At 72.6% G+C, this 19,816-nt stretch carries 17 protein-coding genes; 5 read left to right on the top strand and 12 right to left on the bottom strand.

Annotation, left to right across the window (positions count from 1 at the left end):
* Positions 1-175: 175 nt before the first annotated feature.
* Positions 176-2,848 carry a tetratricopeptide repeat protein gene (locus ACTZWW_RS11310; protein ID WP_444781061.1) on the top strand — a complete coding sequence of 891 codons (2,673 nt, stop codon included), beginning with the start codon at positions 176-178 and terminating at the stop codon, positions 2,846-2,848.
* The gene (locus tag ACTZWW_RS11305) at positions 2,838-3,269 is read left to right on the top strand and encodes a hypothetical protein (protein WP_444781060.1); all 432 of its coding nucleotides are present in this window, start codon (positions 2,838-2,840) and stop codon (positions 3,267-3,269) included. Before ACTZWW_RS11310 ends, ACTZWW_RS11305 begins: the two co-directional genes overlap by 11 nt.
* A 14-nt stretch (positions 3,270-3,283) precedes the next feature.
* Here ACTZWW_RS11305 and ACTZWW_RS11300 read toward each other — a convergent pair whose 3' ends face one another.
* Positions 3,284-3,778: a ferritin-like domain-containing protein gene (locus tag ACTZWW_RS11300; RefSeq protein WP_444781059.1), complete on the bottom strand. Its 495-nt coding sequence runs from the start codon at positions 3,776-3,778 to the stop codon at positions 3,284-3,286.
* A gap of 101 nt (positions 3,779-3,879) precedes the next feature.
* Positions 3,880-4,647 carry an SDR family NAD(P)-dependent oxidoreductase gene (locus ACTZWW_RS11295; protein WP_444781058.1) on the bottom strand — a complete coding sequence of 256 codons (768 nt, stop codon included), beginning with the start codon at positions 4,645-4,647 and terminating at the stop codon, positions 3,880-3,882.
* Positions 4,648-4,753: 106 nt separating this feature from the next.
* Between ACTZWW_RS11295 and ACTZWW_RS11290 the strand changes: the two genes are divergently transcribed.
* The 3 genes from ACTZWW_RS11290 (at position 4,754) to ACTZWW_RS11280 (ending at position 7,886) form a co-directional block, all read left to right on the top strand.
* A complete protein-coding gene (locus ACTZWW_RS11290) occupies positions 4,754-5,656 on the top strand; it encodes an SMP-30/gluconolactonase/LRE family protein (RefSeq protein ID WP_444781057.1) in 903 nt (300 codons plus the stop codon).
* 71 nt (positions 5,657-5,727) lie between these two features.
* A complete protein-coding gene (locus ACTZWW_RS11285) occupies positions 5,728-6,780 on the top strand; it encodes an ABC transporter ATP-binding protein (RefSeq protein ID WP_444781056.1) in 1,053 nt (350 codons plus the stop codon).
* On the top strand, positions 6,777-7,886 hold the full coding sequence (locus tag ACTZWW_RS11280; protein WP_444781055.1) for an MBL fold metallo-hydrolase: 1,110 nt from the start codon (positions 6,777-6,779) through the stop codon (positions 7,884-7,886). The genes ACTZWW_RS11285 and ACTZWW_RS11280 overlap by 4 nt, the downstream gene beginning before the upstream one ends.
* Here ACTZWW_RS11280 and ACTZWW_RS11275 read toward each other — a convergent pair.
* The 10 genes from ACTZWW_RS11275 to ACTZWW_RS11230 form a co-directional block, all read right to left on the bottom strand.
* Positions 7,883-9,079, bottom strand: a complete 1,197-nt coding sequence (locus ACTZWW_RS11275) for an efflux RND transporter periplasmic adaptor subunit (RefSeq protein ID WP_444781054.1) — start codon at positions 9,077-9,079, stop codon at positions 7,883-7,885. The genes ACTZWW_RS11280 and ACTZWW_RS11275 overlap by 4 nt on opposite strands.
* Before the next feature lie 4 nt (positions 9,080-9,083).
* A complete protein-coding gene (locus ACTZWW_RS11270) occupies positions 9,084-11,447 on the bottom strand; it encodes an ABC transporter permease (protein ID WP_444781053.1) in 2,364 nt (787 codons plus the stop codon).
* Between the two features lie 16 nt (positions 11,448-11,463).
* Positions 11,464-12,186, bottom strand: a complete 723-nt coding sequence (locus ACTZWW_RS11265; protein ID WP_444781052.1) for an ABC transporter ATP-binding protein — start codon at positions 12,184-12,186, stop codon at positions 11,464-11,466.
* A 220-nt stretch (positions 12,187-12,406) separates the two neighbouring features.
* The gene (locus ACTZWW_RS11260) at positions 12,407-13,360 is read right to left on the bottom strand and encodes an NAD(P)H-binding protein (protein ID WP_444781051.1); all 954 of its coding nucleotides are present in this window, start codon (positions 13,358-13,360) and stop codon (positions 12,407-12,409) included.
* A gap of 94 nt (positions 13,361-13,454) precedes the next feature.
* Complete coding sequence (locus ACTZWW_RS11255; protein ID WP_444781050.1) at positions 13,455-14,456, bottom strand: lysylphosphatidylglycerol synthase domain-containing protein; 1,002 nt, start codon at positions 14,454-14,456, stop codon at positions 13,455-13,457.
* Positions 14,457-14,505: 49 nt separating this feature from the next.
* Positions 14,506-15,402 (bottom strand): alpha/beta hydrolase, encoded by an 897-nt coding sequence (locus ACTZWW_RS11250; protein ID WP_444781049.1) that lies wholly within the window; start codon positions 15,400-15,402, stop codon positions 14,506-14,508.
* Positions 15,403-15,502: 100 nt separating this feature from the next.
* Positions 15,503-16,282: a CPBP family glutamic-type intramembrane protease gene (locus ACTZWW_RS11245; RefSeq protein ID WP_444781048.1), complete on the bottom strand. Its 780-nt coding sequence runs from the start codon at positions 16,280-16,282 to the stop codon at positions 15,503-15,505.
* Positions 16,283-16,301: 19 nt separating this feature from the next.
* A complete protein-coding gene (gene recF / locus ACTZWW_RS11240; RefSeq protein WP_444781047.1) occupies positions 16,302-17,465 on the bottom strand; it encodes a DNA replication/repair protein RecF in 1,164 nt (387 codons plus the stop codon).
* Positions 17,466-17,514: 49 nt separating this feature from the next.
* Positions 17,515-18,633 (bottom strand): DNA polymerase III subunit beta, encoded by a 1,119-nt coding sequence (dnaN, locus tag ACTZWW_RS11235; RefSeq protein WP_444781046.1) that lies wholly within the window; start codon positions 18,631-18,633, stop codon positions 17,515-17,517.
* A gap of 228 nt (positions 18,634-18,861) precedes the next feature.
* Positions 18,862-19,644 (bottom strand): HpcH/HpaI aldolase family protein, encoded by a 783-nt coding sequence (locus tag ACTZWW_RS11230; RefSeq protein WP_444781045.1) that lies wholly within the window; start codon positions 19,642-19,644, stop codon positions 18,862-18,864.
* Between the last annotated feature and the right edge of the window lie 172 nt (positions 19,645-19,816).

Below are 19,816 nucleotides of genomic sequence, written 5' to 3'. Positions count from 1 at the left end.
CCGCCGGGAGGAAGCCCCCGGCGCGGGTGATCTTGCCAGAGCGGGGGCGGGGCGTCGAGGTGGGGGAACGGCGCGGGGGTGCGCGGGTGCGGGGCGCGCGCGGCCGGCGCGCCGCATTGTCGAATGCCGGACCGGCGGCTAAGCTCGCCTCGATCTTGATGACCGCCGGGCCGCCATGACCGATCGTTCCTTTGAAGCCGGCAGCGTCGACCGGAGCGTGATCGTCACCGGCGACCACAACACCGCCACGCTCGTCTTCGGCGACAGCGGCGTGCGCTTGCCGATCGCGCGCCGGCAGATCCCGCGCGCGGACCCGCGCCCGGCGCGCCCGCCGGGGCCGGACGCGCGCGAGCTCGACGTACTGGCGCCGACGGCGGACCTGCCGCTCTTCGGCCGCGAGGCGGAGCTGGCGGGCCTGCGCGCCTGGCTCGACGACGAGGCCGCCGTCTCGGTGCACGCGGTGATCGGCGAAGCCGGCACCGGCAAGACGCGCCTCGCGCTCGAGCTGTGCCGCGCGATCGATCCCGATCTGAAGCCCGGCGCGTGGGTCGCGGGCTTCGTCGATCCGGACATGCTCGCCCCCGTCGTCGCCGCGCTCGCGACCCGGCAGGTCGCGTGGGCGAGCCGGACGCTGCTCGTCGTCGACTACGCGATCGCCTGCCGCGAGGCGCTGGCGGGCCTGCTCGACCGGCTGACGCAGGACGAGGTGCCGGGGCGCGTGCGCATTCTGATTCTGGAGCGCGAGGCCTCGCCCGAGCAGGGCTGGTGGCGCGACCTGTCGCAGCCCGCCCTCGACGGCAAGAAGGATCGCAGCAACCTCTTCCACGGGGCCGCGCCGCAGCGGCTCGCGGGCCTCGCCGCGCGCGAGGAGCGGCGCGGGCTTGTGAAAGCGGCGCAGGCGGCGGCGCGGGCGCTGCGGCCCGATCTCCCCGAGCCCGCCGCCGTGCCGGAGCCCGGCGCGGATGCGGCGTTCGATGCGCGGCTCGACGAGGCGCGCTTCGCCAACCCGCTCTCCCTCGTCATGGCCGGCGTGCTCTCCGTCGACCGACCGCCGGGCGAAGCCTTGGCCCTGCGCCGCCTCGACGCCGCCCGCAAGCTCGCCCGCCGCGAGCTGGCGAGGCTCGAGGGGCAAGCGAAGACGGTCGGCGTTTCCGCGCAGGCGCTGCGCCACGCGATCGCCTTCAACGGGTTGGCGGGCGGGTTGCCGACGGCGGGGCTGCGCAAGACGCTGAAGGACGAGTTCGACGCGGCGGTGATCGCGACGGACGTCGCGGCGCTGGCGACGTTGCTGCGGGCGGAGCTGCCTGCGGCGGACGACGAGGAGCGGCCCGGCGCGGCGGAGGAGGCTGGCGAGCCGCGGCTGGGCACGATCCGCCCCGATCTCGTCGGCGAGGGTGCGATCCTCGAAGCGCTGGAAGGGGAGGACGACGCGGATGCCGCGGCGCTGGTGGCGCGCGCCTATGCGGCGACCGGTGGCGCCGCCGCTGCGGCGCTGATGCGTCTCGCGCAGGATTTCGCTTATGCGCTGGAGGATGCGACGGCGAAGCCGGACGAGGTGGAGGTGGCGCGGCGGGTGATGGGGTGGATCGCTGCGCTGGCGGAGGGGATAGACGATCCGGAGATGCTGGAGCCGCTGGCATATGCATTGCCGCGGCAAACGACGATTTTGCGCGAGGCGGCGGCGGCGATCACGGCCCGGGTGGTCGAGGGGTTCCGTGAGGCCGCCGGCGATGATCTCAACGAACGAGGGCGGGCGGCCGGGTGGATAAACAACCTCTCCGTTCGGCTGAGCGATCTCGGCCGGCGTGAGGACGCCCTCGCCGCCGCAGAGGAGGCCGCCGCCTCCTATCGCGGCCTCGCGGCGGAGCGGCCCGGTGCCTTCATGCCGGTCCTTGCCGGCGTGCTCAAGAACATCGCTACCTTCCGGAGCGATCTAGGCCGGCGCGAGGATGCACTTGCGGCGGCCAAGGAGGCGACGGTCCTCTACCGCGGGCTCGATTCGGCTCAGCCAGGTCGCTTCACGTCAGATGTCGCAGGCGCACTGAGCAACCTCGCCAGTCGTCTGAGCGATCTCGGAGACTTTGAGAATGCTTTCACCGTGGCCGAGGAGGCCGCCAGCCTCTATCGGACACTTGCCGCGGCACGGCCTGGCGCCTTCGAGCTGGATTATGCCATCGCGCTCACCAACCTCGCCCTTCGCCTGATCGACAATGGCCGATGCGAGGATGCCTTGGCTGCCGCTGAGGAAGCCGTCTTACTTCAGCGCACGCTTGCCGCGGCGCAGCCTGACGCGTTCACGCCGAATCTTGCGACCGCGCTCATCAATCTTGCAAAATGCCTGAACGCTCTCGGCCGTTTCGAGAACGCTCTCACCGCGGCCCAAGAGGCATTAACTCTCTACCGCATGCTGGCTACCGGACGGCCCGACGTTTTTAAACCGAACGTCGCAATGGCGCTCAACAACCTCGCCAATAGCCTGAACACTCTTGGACGGTTTGAAGTCGCCCTCGCCGCTGCGGAAGAATCCGTCAGTATTCGACGTATTCTTGTTGCCGACCAACCGGCGTCTTTCGTTATCAATCTAAGCGTGTCTCTGGGTTCGCTTTCTGATTCAAGATTTCTGTTGGGTGACATCTCCGGCGCGCATGCCGCACTCGACGAGGCTATCCGCACCCTCTTGCCAGTTTTCCTCCGCTCGCCGCCGTCTGTGGCGCGCTGGATGCAGATGCACCTCCAGCGCTACCCCTCCCGCTGCGCCGCCGCCGGCGTCCAACCCGACGAAGTCCTCCTCGCCCCCATCCTCGAAACCTTCCAGCGCCTCGAGCAGGAGAACCCCGATGGCGAATGACACCGCGAACCGCTCCGTCACCATCGGCGGCTCCGCCACCAACACCGTGATCATCACGGGCAGCGGCGTCACGGCCGCCCAGCGCATCGATCAGGCCGCGCTTCCCCCGCCCGCGGCGGTCGATCCGCTGGCTGAGATCCGGGCGCTGAAACCCCTCCTGCTCGCGCTCTCGACGCCCCGGCGCGAGATCATCTCGGGGGCGATGGCGGAGGCCGAGCACCTCGCCGACCAGCCCGATGCACAGCGCGACCCGGACGGGATCGCCGGGGCGCTGGACCGGGCGGTGAGATACGCCAGGGGCGCGGACGATCTCAGCGCGCATGCGGCCGCGATCGCTCCGCGCGTCGCCGCGCTCGCCTCGTGGCTGGGCGAGCGCGGGAAGACGCTCCTTGACCTCTGGAACGAGACGGGAGGCGGCTGACGCGCTAGGCGCGATCAGTCGTCCTCCTCCTGCTCCGCCGTCGACGACACCTGCCGCGAAACATACAGCTGCTCGCCCATCAGCTTCATCAGGTCGAACTGGGTCTCCACGAAGTCGATGTGCTCCTCCTCGTCCTTGAGGATCGAGCGGAACAGGTCGAACGTGCCGAGGTCGCCGGCGTCGCGGGCCTCGCGGGCGGCCTTGTCGTAGTAGTCGCGCGCCTCGTTCTCCATCTTGAGCTGGGTCTCGAACATGGCGCGGATCGTGTCGTCCTGGCCGATCGGGTCGAGATCGTGGACGTTCGCCGTGCCCTCGAGGAAGAGCAGCCGGTCGAGGAAGCGGTGGAAGTGGCCGCGCTCCTCCTCGATCTCCTCGCTCATGCGGTCGGCGAGCTGGTCGACGCCCCAGTCACGCAGCTTGGCGGCCTGGAGCTCGTAGGTATTCACGGTGGTCAGCTCCATCGTGATGGCACGCTGGAGATGCTTCAGGGAAACGTCGGGACCTTTCATGGGGGCGCTCCTTCTCGGGTTCGGTCTCGCTGGGGAGAACCCGAGGGGCGCGGGGCCGGTTCCGGAGCGTGGCCGGACGCGATGTCGCGTGCGGGCGCGCCTCAGGTCAGCCCGCCGTCGACCACGAAGTCCTGGCTCGTGCACCCGCGCGAGGCGTCCGAGGCGAGGAAGAGGGCCATCTCGGCGACGTCCTCGCCGTCGAGCGCCCGCGGCAGGCATTGCTGGGCGACGATCCGCGCCTCCTCCTCCGGCGAGATCCACAGCTGCCGCTGCTTCTGCGTGAGGATAGCCCCCGGCACGATGGCGTTGACGCGCACGTGGTCGCCGCCCCATTCGCGGGCGAGCTGGCGGGTGAGGCCGCGCACGGCGGACTTCGCGGTGGCGTAGGCGGTGAGGTTCGGCACGCCGAGCCGATACGAGGTCGAGCCCAGGTTGATGATGGAGCCGCCGCGGGGCGGCTTCATGTGCCGATGCGCGGCCTTGGCCGCGAAGAACTGGTGCTTGAGGTTCACCGCCATCGCCGCATCCCACGCATCGGGATCGACGTCGCCGATCGGCGCGCGGCGGTCGTTGGCGGCGTTGTTGACGAGCACGTCGAGGCGACCGCCGATCGAGGCCGCGTGGTCGATCGCCGCCTCGAGCGCGGGGATGTCGGTGACGTCGACGCGCAGGAACGCCACGTGCGCACCAGTCTCCCCGGCGAGCCGCTCGGCCAGCGCGCGGCCGCGGGTCTCGTCGATGTCGACGAAGACGGTGGTCGCTCGCTGCCCCGCGAAGGCCGCGACGAGGTCCGCGCCGATGCCCGTGGCCCCGCCCGAGACGAACACGGTCTTCTCCGCGAGGTCGGGATAGCGGGCGAGGATGGTCATGGCGACGGGGCTCCGGGGCGGGGGCGTGTGGCGAGGACCGCGACGCTAGACGCGGGCGCTGCAATCGTCAAAGGTCCGGGCGAACGCGCCCGTCCCGGAGGTCCCCATGCGCACGCTCGAGGCCCGTCTCCTCGTTGGAACCAGTGCCTTCCTCGCCGAAGGCATCCAGTGGAACGCCGAGCAGGGCCGGCTGTGGTGGACGGACATCCACGGCAGGCTGCTGCTCTCCTGCGACGCCGAGGGCGGCGACCTGCGCAGCCTCGCTCTGCCCGAGCGGCTGACCGCCTTCGCCTTCGGCGAGGGCGGGCTCGTCCTCGCCGCCTTCGCGAGCGGGCTCTTCGTGCTCGACCCCGAGAGCGGCGCGCGCCGACGGCTCACCACGTTCGAGCCCGGCCTGCCGCAGACGCGCCTCAACGACGGGCGCTGCGACCCCTCGGGGGCCTTCGTCGTCGGCGGCATGGACGAGGTGGAGCTCCAGCCCGTCTCCAGCGTGCTGCGCTTCGACGGCACGCACGAGACGACGCTCGTGACCGGCATCGCCATCACCAACGCCATCGCCTTTCCCGAGGGCGGCGCCGCGATGTATCTCGCCGACAGCCCGACGCGCACGATCTGGCGCTATGCGCGCGACCCGGGCACCGGCGCGCTCGGCGAGCGGCAGGTCTTCGTGCAGGTGCCCGAGGGCGAGGGCGTGCCCGACGGCGCCTGCATCGATGCCGAGGGGGCCTTGTGGAACGCGCGCTTCGACGGCGGGCGCGTCGAGCGCATCCTGCCGGACGGCACGCCCGACATCCGGGTGAGGGTGCCCGTATCCCAGGTCACCTGCTGCTGTTTCGGCGGCGAGAACCTCGACCGGCTCTACATCTCCACCGCCCGCGAGGGCATGACGCCCGACGCCTATTCCCGCGAGCCGCTGGCCGGTGGCGTCTTCGTGTGCGATCTCGCGGGGGAGGGCATTCGCGGGCTGCCGGAGCGGCGGTTCGGGGGGGCGTTGTCGCTGGAGGGGTGAACGCCTGTCATCCGGGTGTCATCGCACCGCGGGACACGGCGCGATCGTTCGGCGGCGACACGGGAGAGACGATGGGCGGGCTCGATCTGGACGGTGTGACGAAGGCGTTCGGTGCGAGCCGGGCGGTGGACGACGTGAGCCTCGTCGTCGATCCGGGGGCGTTCGTCGCCCTGCTCGGCCCGTCGGGCTGCGGCAAGACCACGCTCCTGCGCCTCGTCGCCGGCCTGGAGCGGCCGAGCGCCGGGCGCATCGCGATCGCCGGTCGGGTGGTCGCCGACGGCGGGCGCTTCGTCGAGGCCGAGGAGCGCGGGCTCGGGATGGTGTTCCAGTCCTACGCGCTGTGGCCGCACATGTCGGTCGCCGACAACGTGTCCTTCGGGCTGAAGGTGCGCCGCCTGCCCGCGGAGAAGCGCCGTCGGCGCGTCGCCGACGCGCTCGCCATGGTGGGCCTGTCGGACCTCGCCGATCGCAAGCCGGCCCAGCTCTCCGGCGGCCAGCGGCAGCGCGTCGCGCTCGCGCGCTGCCTCGCGCTCGAGCCGCCGCTCGTGCTGCTCGACGAGCCGCTCGCCAACCTCGACGCGCACCTGCGCGAGATCATGCAGCGCGAGTTCCGGCGCCTGCACAGGGAGACCGGCGCCACCTTCGTCATCGTCACCCACGACCAGGCCGAGGCGATGGCGCTCGCCGATACGATCGCCGTCATGCACGAGGGGCGCCTGCAGCAGGTCGCGACGCCGCACGACCTCTACGCCGCGCCGGCGACGGAGATGGTGGCGCGCTTCATCGGGCGCGGCGCGCTCGTGCCGGTCGCGATCCTGGAGCCCGCCCGCGAGGGCCGGCTCACGGTCTCGCTGGCCGGCCGCACGCTCCCCGCGCGGGGCACGGCGACGGCGCCCGGGCCGGGCCGTCTCGTGCTGCGGGCGGAGACGCTGGCCTTGAGCGACGCCGCCGACGCCGTGCCCGCCCGCGTCGTCGATACGGTCTATCGCGGCGGCTTCCACACGCTCGAGATCGCCATCGACGGCGTCGAGGACGGGATCGTGCAGGTCCAGTCCCGCGAGCCGCGGGTGCCGGGCACGCGCGTCGGGCTCGCGATCGCGGACGCGTGGGCGCTGCCCGCATGAGCATCCGCGTCACGGCGATCTCCGGCTTCGGGACGAAGGGGCCGGCGTGCTTTCTCGTGGAGATCGCGGGCGCGCGGCTCCTCCTGGATTGCGGCGAGGGGCCGGATCGCGGCCTGCGGCCCGACCTCTCGGACGTGGGGCGTCTCGACGCCGTGCTCCTGAGCCACGGCCATGGCGACCACGTCGGCGCCCTCGAGCTCGTCGCGCCGGACGTCCCGCTCCACGCGACCGCTACCGTGATCGCGCTCGCCGGGCACCCGGCGCTCGCGCGGGCGCGGGTCCTGCCGCTCGCGGGGGAGACGGCGATCGCGGGCGTGCGGGTCGAGACCGGGCGGGCGAGCCATGCGCCGGGCGGTGTCTGGATGCGGCTCGGGGGAGCCGACGGGGTGCTCTACACCGGCGACGTCACCGCCGAGAGCCGGGCCTGGCCGCTCGACCGGATGCCGCCGGCCCGCATCGTGATCGCGGACGCGGCCTACGGCACCTGGGACGTGTCCCTCGACGAGGCGGCGGCGCCGCTCCGCGCGCGCGCCCGGGCCGGCGCGCCGCTGCTGCTGCCGTGCCCAGCCGACGGCAGGGGGCTGGACATCGCTCTCGCGATCGGGGAGAGCGTGCGGGTGCGGCTGTGCCCGGCGCATCGGCGCGTGGCCACGCTCGCGCTCACCCGGGGGCTCCTCGCGGATGCGGCCGTCGCCGACGCCGTCGCCCGCCTGCTCGATGCGCAGGCGCCGCTCGTCGAGGGGAGCGCGCTCGACGGGGTGATGATCGCCGCCGGCCCGAATGCCGAGAGCGGCGTGGCGGCCGCGCTCTTCGCGCGGGCGGTTCGCGCCGGTGCGGGCGCCATGGAGACGATCTTCACCGGCCACGTGGCGCAGGGCACGCCCGTCGCCGACGCGGTGGCGCAGGGCCGCGCGCGCTTCGTTCGCTGGAACGTGCATCCACGGCTCTCCGACCTTCGCGCTCTGTGCGCCGCGGCGCGCCCCGAGATGCTGATGCCCGCCTTCCTTCCGGCCGAGGCGCTGCCCGCGCTCGCGCGGGCGCTCGAGGGTGCGTCCCCCGGACTGCGGATCGTCGAAGGGCCGCGCCTCGCCCTCGACCGAGGCTAGCCTTCCTCCCGCGCCGCCACGGCCGTACCCGGCACGATCCGGTCGCTCGCGTGCAGGATCACTGTCTCGCCGGGCGCGAGGCCCGAGAGCACCTGGGCCGTGCGCATCGTGCGCTCGCCGAGCGTCACCGGGCGCACCCGCGCGACGCCGTCCTCGACGACGAAGACCGCCCACTCCCCGCCCTCGCGGAAGAGCGCGCCGAGCGGGACCTGGAGGACGTTCTCGTCCCGCCAGACGACGATGCGCGCCACGACGCGGTAGCGGTGCCCGAGCTTGCCCTGCGCCGCGGCGGGATCGAGGAGCGCGAGCACGACGCGCACCCGCTGCTCCTCGATACCGAGCGCCGAGACCTCGGTGAAGGCCGTGGGCTCGATGCGCACGACCCGCGCCTCGAGCGGCCGCTCTCCGCCCCAGTCGTCGACGATCGCGGATGCGCCGGGCGCGACCCGAACCGCGTCGCGGGAAAGGAGGTCGACGACGACCTCGAGCCGGTCCGGATCGCCGACCTCGACGAGGGGCGTTCCGGGCTGGACCACCTGCTCGCTCTCGACGAGGACGGAGAGCACGCGCCCGCTCACCGGCGCGCGGACCTGGATGCAGCAGGTGGCGGAGTCGTCGCTCTCGCCGCCCGGCTGGATCAGGTTCGCACGCGCGCTCTCCAGCTCGCGCACGCGGACCTCCCGAGTCGCCTCCGCCGAGGCGAGCGCGCTCTGCGCCGAGCGAACGGCGAGGCGGACCCGGTCGAGCTCGCGCGCCGAGATCGCCTCGCGGCGCGACAGCTCCTCGGCGCGGGCGAGATCGCTCTGCGCGAACTCCAGCTCGGCCGCCGCCTGGCTCACCTGCGCCTGCGCCAGCGACACGGCGGAGGCCGCGGCCTCCACGGCGGCCTCGGCGACCCGCTGGGAGCGCACGTCGAGGAAGGCCGGCGCCATCGGCTCGATCACCGCGAGGATGGTCTCGTCCGCGACGACGACGTCGCCCACGCGGCGCGGGGAGCGCTGGAGCGTGCCGCCGATCGGCGCGGAGACGGTGTAGACGTCCTCGATGCGCGCGACGCCCTCGTCCTCGACGCTCACCGCCATCGGCCCGGCGGCGATCACGGCGAGGTCGGCGGGGATCGGCCGGGGCCACAGGGCCCAGGCGCCGGCGGCGGCGAGCGCGAGGAGCACGATCGCGACGATGAGGCGTTTCATCCTGTCATTCTCGGGTCTTGAGGACGGCGATGAGGTCGAGCCGGTCGATGCGCCGGCGCACGATCAGCCCGGAGACGAGGGCGGCGCCCACGACGACGAGGCTCGCATAGGCGAACACCTCGCGGTTGACGACGAGGGGCACGCGGTAGAGCTCGCTCTCGAAGCCCGCGGCCATGGCGACCGCGAACCCGTAGCCGATCAGCCAGCCGAGCGGCTGGGCGAGCAGCACCAGGATGGCGAGCTCGGAGAGCAGGATCCAGGAGATCTCGGCCCTGGTGAAGCCGAGCACGCGCAGCGAGGCGAGCTCGCGGCCCTGCTCGGAGAGCGAGATGCGCGCGAAGTTGTAGACGACGCCGAAGGCGATGATCGCGGCGAGCCCAGCGTAGATCGAGACCATCATGAGGAGGTTCTGCGCCAGCGTCTCGCGGAACTTGGCGAGCGACACGCGCTGGAGCGCGACGAAGCTCGCCGCCGGGATGGCCTTGAGCGCGCCGAACAAATCCTCCCGCCGCGTCTCGTCGAGGGAGAGGTGGACGCCGGAGACGAGCGCTCCCTCGCGCATCAGCCGGTTGACGGTGGCGATGTCGGCGTAGGCCATCAGGCCGAGATAGCCCTCGACCACCATGGCCACGGGCATCGTCACCGTGCGCCGGTCGCCGGCCATCAGCTCGACCTCGACGATGTCGCCGGTCTCCACCCGAAGGATGGCGGCGAGCTGGTCGGAGAGGGCGAGCCCGGTCTCGGGCATGCGCACGGGGGAGAGGTCGCTGCCCAGCACGCGGCTGAGGTCCGCATCGTCCGGCTTGCCGGTGATGGCGACGCGCCGCTCGATGGTCGCCGCGCGGATCTTCACCGGCACGGCGCGGTAGGGCTCGGCCGCCATGACCCCGGGCAGCCGGGCGATCTCCTGGACGGCGGAGGCCTCGCGCTCGCCGACGAAGGTGATCGTCGCGTCCTGCCGGTCGGAGCGGTGGAACTGCACGTCGATCATGAACTCGATCGAGCCGAAGGACCAGAACGAGCCGACCAGGATCGCGGTGGCGAGCGCGATGCCGACGAGCCCGCCGAGCGAGCGGCCGGGATAGCGCACGAGGTGGCGCACGGTCATGACGCCCGACTGCGGCATGCGCAGCGCCGCGTGCAGGCGATCGAGCAGCGTGCGCTGGTAGCGCGCCGGCGCCGGCGGCGTCATCGCCACCGCCGGCGCGAGCCGCACCACGCCGGTCACCGCCTTGAGCGCGCCGACGATCGCGGCCGCGAGCGTGACGCCGATCGCCACGAGGTAGACGGACGGGCTCATCTGGAAGATGAGGAACGGAAAGTGGAAGAAGTCGCCGTACATCCGCGTCAGCGACGTCCCGAGCCACGTCCCCGCCGCCGAGCCGAGCGCCGCGCCGATCAGCGCGATCGCGGCGACGAACTTCAGATAGTGCATGCCGACGGCGAGGTTGGAGTAGCCCAGCGCCTTGAGGAGCCCGATCTGCTCGCGCTCCAGCGTGATCAACCGCGCCAGCGTCATGTTGACGAGGAAGGCGGCCACGACGAGGAAGATCGGCGGCAGGATGCGGCTCATGGCCTGGAGCTGGGTCAGCTCCGCGTCGAGGAAGGCGTGGGAGAGCTGGTCCTTGCGCCCGTGCGCGCCCTCGCCGCCGTAGGGTGCGAGGATGCGGTCGATCTCCTCGATCACGGCGCTCTCGGAGGCGCCGCGCAGAAGGCGCACGCGCAGGTCGGAGAAGGCGCCCTCGAGGTCCCAGGCGGCGGCGAGCGCCGCGCGCGACATCCACACGACGCCGAAACGTCGGTCGTCCGGCATCAGGTCCCAGGGCCCGAGCGCGTAGACGAACTCGGGCGAGAGCGCGGTGCCGACGACGGTGAGCTCGCGCTTCACGCCGTTGAGGATCGCCGAGAAGGTCGAGCCGATCTCGTAGCCGTGCGCCTGCGCGAAGGGCTCCGAGACGACCACCTCCCGCGTCGCGCCCGGCAGCGGCGTGCGGCCGGAGCGCAGGGTGATCAGGTCGAGCGCCTGCTCGCCGAGATCGGGCAGCGAGACGAAGATCGCCGACGCCGGCTCGGGAATGTCCGGCAGGTCGAGGAGCGCGATCTTGCCCACCCGCGTCTCCACCGCGCCGACGCCGTCGATCTCGGCGATGCGCGCCGCGACGCGCTCGGGGGCGCGTGTGACGCTGGCGAAGACGTCGGAGAAGCGGTTGCGCTCGTAGTAGGCCGCGCGCGTCTCCGACAGGGAGGCGTGGGCGCCCACGCCGAGGATCAGCGTCGCGACGCCCGCCGCCATGACAAGCGCGATCGCCAGCGCCTGCGGCCACAGCCGCACGAGGTCCCGCAGGAGCTTGCGGTCGAGGGCGCTCATCGAGGTTCGCTCCCGCTCACCAGCTGATCTCCTCGGGCCGCAGCCGCGCGGCGTTCGTCTCCACCGCCTGGATGCGTCCGTCGGCGAAGCGCACGACACGGTGGGCGATCGCGGCGATGCCGGCATTGTGGGTGATCACGAGGGTCGTCGCCCCGAAGGACTCGTTCACCCGCGTGAGCGCCTCGAGCACCTTCACGCCGGTCTTCGAGTCGAGCGCGCCCGTCGGCTCGTCGCAGAGCAGCACCTCGGGGCGCTTGGCGATGGCGCGGGCGATGGCGACGCGCTGCTGCTCGCCGCCGGAGAGCTGTGCGGGGAAGTGGTCCATCCGGTCGCCGAGCCCGACGATGTCGAGCGCCTCCTCGGCGCGCATGGGCGCGCGGGCGATCTCGGTGACGAGCCGCACGTTCTCGCGCGCCGAGAGGCTCGGCACGAGGTTGTAGAATTGGAAGACGAAGCCGACGTGGTCCCGCCGGTAGGCGGTGAGCGCCGCGTCGCTGGAGCGGGCGAGGTCCCGGTCCTGGAACCAGGCTTCCCCGGAGGTCGGGCGGTCGAGGCCGCCGATGATGTTGAGGAAGGTCGACTTGCCGGAGCCCGAGGGGCCGAGCAGCACCACGAGCTCGCCGGCCCGCGCCTCGAAATCCACCCCGCGCAGGGCATGCACCTCGACCTCGCCCGTGCGGTAGACCTTGGCGAGCGCGCGGGTGCGAAAGACGAGCGGGGGAGCGGTCTCGACGTTCATGAATGGCGAGAAATACCGCTTTACGGGGTTTCGCAATGATCCTGATCAATGCGAGGGGCGCTTCTCGCGCGTTTCTCGCGCTTTTCTCCTGAAATCACAGTTTCGCCGTTTTCGCGCCCCGAGCGCGCCCCGATGGGCTGCGATCAATCATCATGCCTCGCTGGTTCGTGGTCTCGGTCTACCGGACACGTCAGCCCCCCAGCCCCCCGGTTCATCGGGGTCACGAACGCAAACAGTCAGAGGCGGGCCGTCCTTCGGGACGGCCCAATTTTTTTGTGCACCGAGCCGATGGCATTCCAAGCTCCGGCAGGGCGCGTGGCCCGGCGCCGGCGCCGAGGACGTCGTCCAGGGGGATCGGCGGTCGTCCAAGCAGGCGCGAGACGCCGTCGTGGACATCCGCGTACGCGCCCTCGGCGATCGACGACGCCAGGCTCGAGAACGCATGAGGCCAGGGTGCCGGGTGCTCCCTTAGGAGCTGCACGAGGTAGTCGGGCCGGGGGAGCGGGGCGTAGGTGGTCGGCCGGCTCCAGCACCGCGTCGCCATCGCCGCGAGGCCGTGACCGCTCAACGCCGCTGGGCCGGTCAGGACCAGGCGTCTTCCCGCGAAGTCGGGCCGCCGGACGAGCGCCGCCGCGCAGGCCGCGACGTCGGCGCGAGACACCGGCGCCATCTCGGCCTCGCCGAACGGTGCGTCCAGGCGACCACTGGCCAGCGCGGGACGGAGATACCGATCCCGGACGAACTCCGAGTAGAGGTTGCATCGCAGCAGCCCCGCCGGCACCGCGCTCTCGCGCAGGCGATCCTCCGCATCGCGATAGACCGGGGCGAAGTAGAACGGCGAGGTGTCCGCCGTGTCGACGATGGTGACGAAGACGACGAAGCCGACGCGCGAACGGCGCAGGGCCTCCACGACGGCCGCGTGCTGCGCGACGACGCGCAACGCGTCCCCGTCGCTCGGGACGAAGACGACGCGTTCGACATCCGCGAGTGCCGCGTCGAGACTGGACGGCGTCTCGTAGTCCGCGATCCGGACGGACACGCCCACAGGCAGGCACGCGGACGCCTTGGCGGGGTCGCGGGCCAGGGCGACGACGCGTTCTCCCGCATCGCGAAGGGCCGCGACCACGGCGCGGCCGACGTTGCCGGTGGCACCGGTCACGAGGATCACCCGCATTCTCCCCTCGTCGCCGGCCCACGGCCCCGACCGTGTCGAGCATGAGTGACCGGGCCGAGCGTGTCCAGGCGCAGAGGCGGCGCCCGTGCCGTGTTCAATCGCCCTTCTGCCGGCCGTCCCGCTTCTCGAGCCGCAGCGCCTTGCGCCGGAGCGTCTCCATCAGCCGACGCCGCTCGAACACCGCGACCACGACGAGCGAGACGGCGAAGGGGATCAGCAGGTAGAGCACCCGGAACAGCACCAGGGCTGCGATCAGCTCGGCGTCCGGCACGTCCGGCATGGCGGCGACGAAGACGAGCTCGAACACGCCGAGCCCGCCCGGCGCGTGGGAGATCAGCGCCGCCGAGAACGAGGCCAGGAACACCGCCAGGACGACGAAGAAGCCGGGGTTCGCCTCCCACGGCAGCAGGAAGTAGACGATCGCCCCCGTGAAGAGCAGGTCGAGCGTCGAGGCGGCGAGCTGGCGCAGCGTCACCGCCGGGCGCGGGTATTCGAGGCGGAAGGCGCGCACCCGCAGCGGCGGCAGGCCCATCAGCGAGCCGATCAGGTAGAGCGCCACGAGCGCCACGAGCACGGCACCGATCGCCTGCGCCAGCGGCTCGATCTCCATGAAGCGCGGCAGCACGCCCGTGAGGCGCGCGAGCACGTGGGGCTCGAAGATCAGGACGAGGCCCGTCAGCAGCACGACGCCGAGCAGGAAGGTGAAGGTGCACAGCCCCACCAGGACCGCGATCTGGCTCGCGGTGAGCCCCCGGGAGGAATAGGCGCGGTAGCGCACCATCGCCCCCGAGAGCACGGAGGCGCCGATGTTGTGCGAGAGAGCGTAGGTGGTGAAGGAGGCCAGCGTGATGAACGTCCATGAGATGTGCGTCACGCCCAGATGCAGCAGCGCGATCCGGTCGTACCAGGCGAGCGCGGCGTAGCCGGCGATGGTGGCCGCCGCCGCGGCGGCGAGCTGCCAGGTCGCGATCGCGGCCATCGCGGCCAGGACGTCCTGCGCCGAGATCGACCGCAGCTCCTGGGCCAGCAGCCAGAACGAGAACGCCACCGCGACGAGGCCGACGACCGGCCAGACGTAGTCGAGAACGCGCTTCATCGGGAGCGCGCTCCCGGGCGGGGCTCCGCGTCGCGCGTCGAGGCCCCCCTCACAGCCCCTCGGCCTCGAGCCAGTCGACGAGGCGCCGGCCGAGCGTGTCCGCACAGACGTCGAGCATGGGGAAGTGGCCCGACGGATCGATCGTCTCGTGGCGGGCGGCATGGTAGAAGGCCGTGCGCAGCGTGCAGGCGCGCCAGACGAGCCGGTCCTGCGCCGCGCCGACGACGAGGGTCGGCAGGCGGGTGAGGAAGGCCGAGAGGATCGGGCCCGGCACGTTGGCGGCGCCGAGCGCGCGGGGCGCCTCGGGCGTCATCATCGCCGCGTAGCGCCGGGCACGGGCGGGCGGGAGGCCCTCCGAGAAGAGCAGCGTGCGCGCCTCCCCGGCGATCGCGCCCGCCGCCGCGGGCGCACCCGCCTGCGGCGTGGCCGCACCGAGGAAGGCGTCGAGCCACACGACCGGCTCGGTCAGCGCCGTGCGCAGGTTGACCGTGGCGAGCCCCTCGGGCGGGAGCGAGCAGACGAGAGCGAGGCCTCGCATCTGCGCGCGGCCGATCAGCCGCTGCGCGAGCAGCCCGCCGAGCGAGTGCGCGACGACGACGGGCGCCTGCGGCAAGCGCTCGAGCGCGAAGCGCACGTCGGCGAGATAGTCCTCGAGCGTGGTCTCGCGCAACCGCTCGCGCCCCTCCGAGCCGCCGTGGCCGCGTAGCGAGAGCGCCAGCGAGGTGCGCCCGCGCCGGGCGAGGAAGGGGCCGAGATGCTCCGCCCACATCCAGGCGCCGCCGAAGGCGCCGTGAATCAAGAGGAGCGGCGCGCCGACCCGCGGGCGCTCCGGCGCCGTCTCCACGAGCTCCAGCGCCGGCCCGTCGGGGCGCGCCACGACGCGCGTCTGCACGGTGTAGCCGCCCTGCGGGCCGCCGCGATCGGTGGGTGATGTCCGGCTCGACATGGCGCGTCGGCCCTCCGCGGGCCCAAGGCGGTGCTGCGCTGCACGGGAGATAGCGTGTCATCGGGGCGAAGTCACCAGGATGCTGTGCCCGATCGCGCGATCAGGCGAGGCCCGCGAGGCCCGCCATCAGCGGCCCCGCGAGCCAGAACACGCCGTGCGTGAAGGCGTGGGCGAGGATCGCGTGCTCCAGCGCGTAGCGCCAGTAGAGCCACCCGTAGAGCGTGCCGAGCAGCGCGTTGATCGCGACCGTGCGCACGACGAGGACGAGGTTCGGCTCGACGGACGCCGAGAGCGCCGGCAGGTGCCCCGCGCCGAAGACGAGGGCGACGACGACGATGACGCCCCACATCACCCCAGCCTGCAGTATCGCGGCGCGTCCGCGCGCCACCTTCAGCACGGCCCAGGCGAAGCCCGTCATCAGGCCGTAGCGCAGCATCAGCTCCTCCGTGATGCCACCGTAGAGCAGCGCCGAGAGCCGCGGTGCGAGCGCGAGATCCGACCCCGGCAGCCCGACGAAGGCCTCGGGCGCCGCGAGGCGGAAGACGACGTCGAGGACGAGCGCGGCGAGCGCGAGCGCGGCCGTCAGCGCGAGCGTGCCGACCACCGTGGGAAAGGAGACGAGCGGCGGCGCTTCGCCCCGCAGCCGCGCGGTGAGCCAGGAGCGCAGGCCGGCCTTCTCGGACAACGCGACGCCGATCGCCACCGCGATCGCGAGCAGCACCGCGGGCTGCGCCACCAGCAGGACGAGCAGCACGCCGTCGGACACCTCCGGCGCGCCCTCGACCGCACGCAGCCCGTCGAGGCCGATCCGCGCGGCCATGGCGAGGATGCCGAGGAAGCCCAGCGCGGACCAGGCGAGGAAGGGCAGTGCGAAGCGCATCGCGATGGACCGGGAGTGTCTAGGGAAGATGGGTCGCTCGGGCGCCGAGCGGCGTCGCCCGGCCCTCACCAACGGCGACGATGTCCGCTCGGTTCGCGAGCTCGTCGAAGAGGCTCCTGTCGGCGCCGGTGAGCCACACCTGCCCGCCGAGCCGCAGGAGCGCGTCGTAGAGAGCCGCGCGCCGGCGCGGGTCGAGATGGGCGGCGACCTCGTCGAGGAGGACGAGGGGCGCGATGCCCGTCATCGTCGCGACGAGACGCGCGTGCGCGAGCACGAGCCCGACGAGGAGCGCCTTCTGCTCACCGGTGGAGGCGAGGTGCGCGGGGATGTCCTTGGGGCCGTGGCGCACCGCGAGGTCGCTCGCCTGCGGGCCGACGAGCGTGCGCCCCGCCGCACGATCGCGCCCGCGCCCCTCGCGCAGCATCGCGCGATAGCGGTCCTCCGCGTCGACCGCGGGGAGCGCGGCGACGAGATCGTCGATCTCGCCCTCGAGGCCGAGCCGGGCGAAGGGGAAGGGCGAGGTGGGGTCCTGCGTCTCGGCGACGAGGCCGTCGAGCCGCCCCACGGTCTCGCGCCTCGCCGCTGCCACCGCGACGCCGAGCTCCGCCGCCTCGCGCTCGACGGCGTCGAGCCAGCGCGGCTCGCCGTGCTCCTCGAGCAGCCGGTTGCGGGTGCGCAGCGCCCGCTCCAGTGCCGAGACCCGCGCGCCGTGCTCGGCGTCGACCGCGAGCACCAGCCGGTCGAGGAATCGCCGCCGGTCGCCCGCCGGGCCGCGGAAGAGCGCGTCGAGATCGGGCGTGAGCCAGACGAGCCGCACGTGCTCGCCGAAGGCGGCGGGGGAAGAGGCCGGCGCGCCGTCGATCCGGCAGACGCGGGTGCGGCCCTCGCCGGCGCTGGTCGTCCCGGTTCCGAGCCGATGCGTGCCGAACGCGCTCTCCAGCGTGACGGATACGGTGAAGCCGGCGGTGCCGTGGCGGGCCATGGCGGCGAAGTCCGCGCGCCGCAGGCCGCGGCCCGGCGCGAACAGCGAGATCGCCTCGATCAGGTTGGTCTTGCCTGCGCCGTTCTCGCCGACGAGCGCCACGACGGCGGATCGCGGCGCCAGGTCGAGCGTCGCCCAGGAACGGAAATCCTGCAGGAGGAGCCGCGCCACGCGCGGGCCGGCTCCCGGCTCGTCGGTCATGCTCGTCTCGCTCCGGCGCCGCCCGCGCCGCGGAGCGGGGGGCGTGCCCTCACACGCGCATCGGCATCAGCACGTAGAGCGCCGGCGCGCCCTCCTTGTCCTGGATCAGCGTCGGCGAGCCGGGATCGGCGAGCTTGAAGAGCGCCGTGTCGCCGTCGAGCTGGCTCGTGATGTCGAGGAGGTAGCGGGCGTTGAAGCCGATGTCGAGCGGGCTCGCCTCGTACTCGACCTCGACCTCCTCCGTGGCCGACCCGGAATCCGGGTTGTTGACCGACAGCGTCACCCGCCCGTCGGCGATGGCGAGCTTCACCGCCCGGCCGCGCTCGGACGAAATGGTGGAGACACGGTCCACCGCCTTCGCGAACTGCTCGCGGTCGACGATGAGGGACTTGTCGTTGCCCGACGGGATCACGCGCTGGTAGTCCGGGAAGGTGCCGTCGATGAGCTTCGAGGTCAGCACCACCGAATCGAACGTCACCCGGATCTTCGCCGGCGACAGCTCGACGCGGATGAGCTCGCCGCCCTCCTCGACGAGCTTGAGGATCTCCGCGACCGCCTTGCGCGGCACGATCACGCCGGGCATGCCCGCGGCACCCTCGGGTGCGGGCATCTGGGCACGGGCGAGGCGGTGCCCGTCGGTGGCGACCGCGCGCAGCACGGTCTCGCCCTCGCTCTCGATGGCGTGGAAGTAGATGCCGTTGAGGTAGTAGCGCGTCTCCTCGGTGGAGATCGCGAACTGCGTCTTCTCGACGAGCTTGCGCAGGTCCCCCGGCTTCACCGCGAAGGAGACGCTCATCTCGCCGGCGGCCAGATCGGGGAAGTCGGTCTCCGGCAGCGTCTGGAGCGTGAACTTCGAGCGGCCCGAGCGCAGCACCATCTGCCCGGCCTCGCCGGTCGCCTCGAGAGAGACCTGCGCGCCGTCGGGCAGCTTGCGGACGATGTCGTAGATGACATGCGCCGGCACCGTGGTTGCGCCCGGTTGGGTGACGTCGGCGCGGATCGTCTCGGTCACCTCGATGTCCAGGTCCGTCGCCTTGAGGCCGAGACCCTCGCCGTCCGCACGCACGAGCACGTTCGAGAGGATCGGGATCGTCGAGCGCCGCTCGACGACGCGATGGACGTGACCCAGCGCCTTCAGCAGGGAGGCGCGCTCGACGGTGACCTTCATGGCGAAACCCGATTGTCGGCAATGGCCCGCACGCCGCCGACGGCGGTGCTGGCGCGGAAAGCAGGGAGCGCAGATTGGCGAAGCCGCCGCGTTAACGCAAGCGCCGCGATGGCGCGATGCACAGGCGCGACTGGACGAGCCGCGCCGTCTGGGACGGGCGATCGGGAACTCCCCTCGCCACGAGGGAGAGGGGGGGAGACCGGCGGCGGCCTTCATGCACGTCGACTGTCAACCTTCCAGCATCGCCAGCAGCGCCCGCGCTCCCGCCGCCAGGAAGGCGGCGTCCGACGCCGTCGCCACGAGGTCGAAGCCCTTGTGCTTGAACGCGACGGCGCGGGCGGCGTCGTAGGCGTAGATGCCGATGCGCTTGCCGGCGGCTCGGGTGCGCGCCAGCGCGTGGTCGAGCGCCGTGTCGACCGCCGCCGACGCGGGGGCGACGCCGGCACCGTCCGAGAGCGCGACCGAGAGGTCGGCGGGGCCGATGAAGACGCCGTCGAGCCCCTCGACCGCGAGGATCTCGTCGATCGCCTCGAGCGCGGCGCGTGTCTCGATCATGGCGAAGACGAGCGTCTCCGCATTGGCGCGGGCGAAGTAGCCCGGCGTGTCGAGCCCGGTCAGCGCGAGCGCCGTCGAGGGACCCCAGGACCGGCTGCCGACGGGTGGATACTTCGTGTGCGCGACGAGGGCGCGCGCGTCCGCGACCGAGCCGATCATCGGCGCGATGATTCCCGCCGCGCCGGCGTCGAGCAGGCGCGAGGCGGTGGCGAAGGCGCCGACGGGTACGCGCACGAGCGTGGGCTTGCCGCGCGCGGCGACGAGCGGGATCGTGCGCGCGGCGTCGGCGAATTCCACGAGCCCGTGCTGCATGTCGAGCGTGATCGCCTCGAACGCCTCCTGCGCCAGCAGCTGCGCGATCACCGGCTCCGGCAGGGCGCACCAGGCCGAGAGGACGGTGGATCCAGCACGCAGCCGCTCGGCGAGGCGGAACGGGGCGGGTGGGCTGTGGGGCACGGGTGCGTTCCTGCGGCGAGAGGTCGCGAAACCTAGCGCGTCCCGCGTGCGAAGTGAAAGGCGTGCCGATGTGTCGGCCGTATGCGCGTGCCTGCGCGGTCCCTCGCGAAGCTTTGACTTGCCCGCGCGGGGGTTAGAGCCGACCGTGCCGCCGAGCGAGAGAGGAGACGCC

The organism is Salinarimonas sp. NSM, assembly GCF_052380005.1.
GTDB lineage: Bacteria > Pseudomonadota > Alphaproteobacteria > Rhizobiales > Beijerinckiaceae > Salinarimonas.
This window is presented reverse-complemented; position numbering and strand designations above follow the sequence as displayed.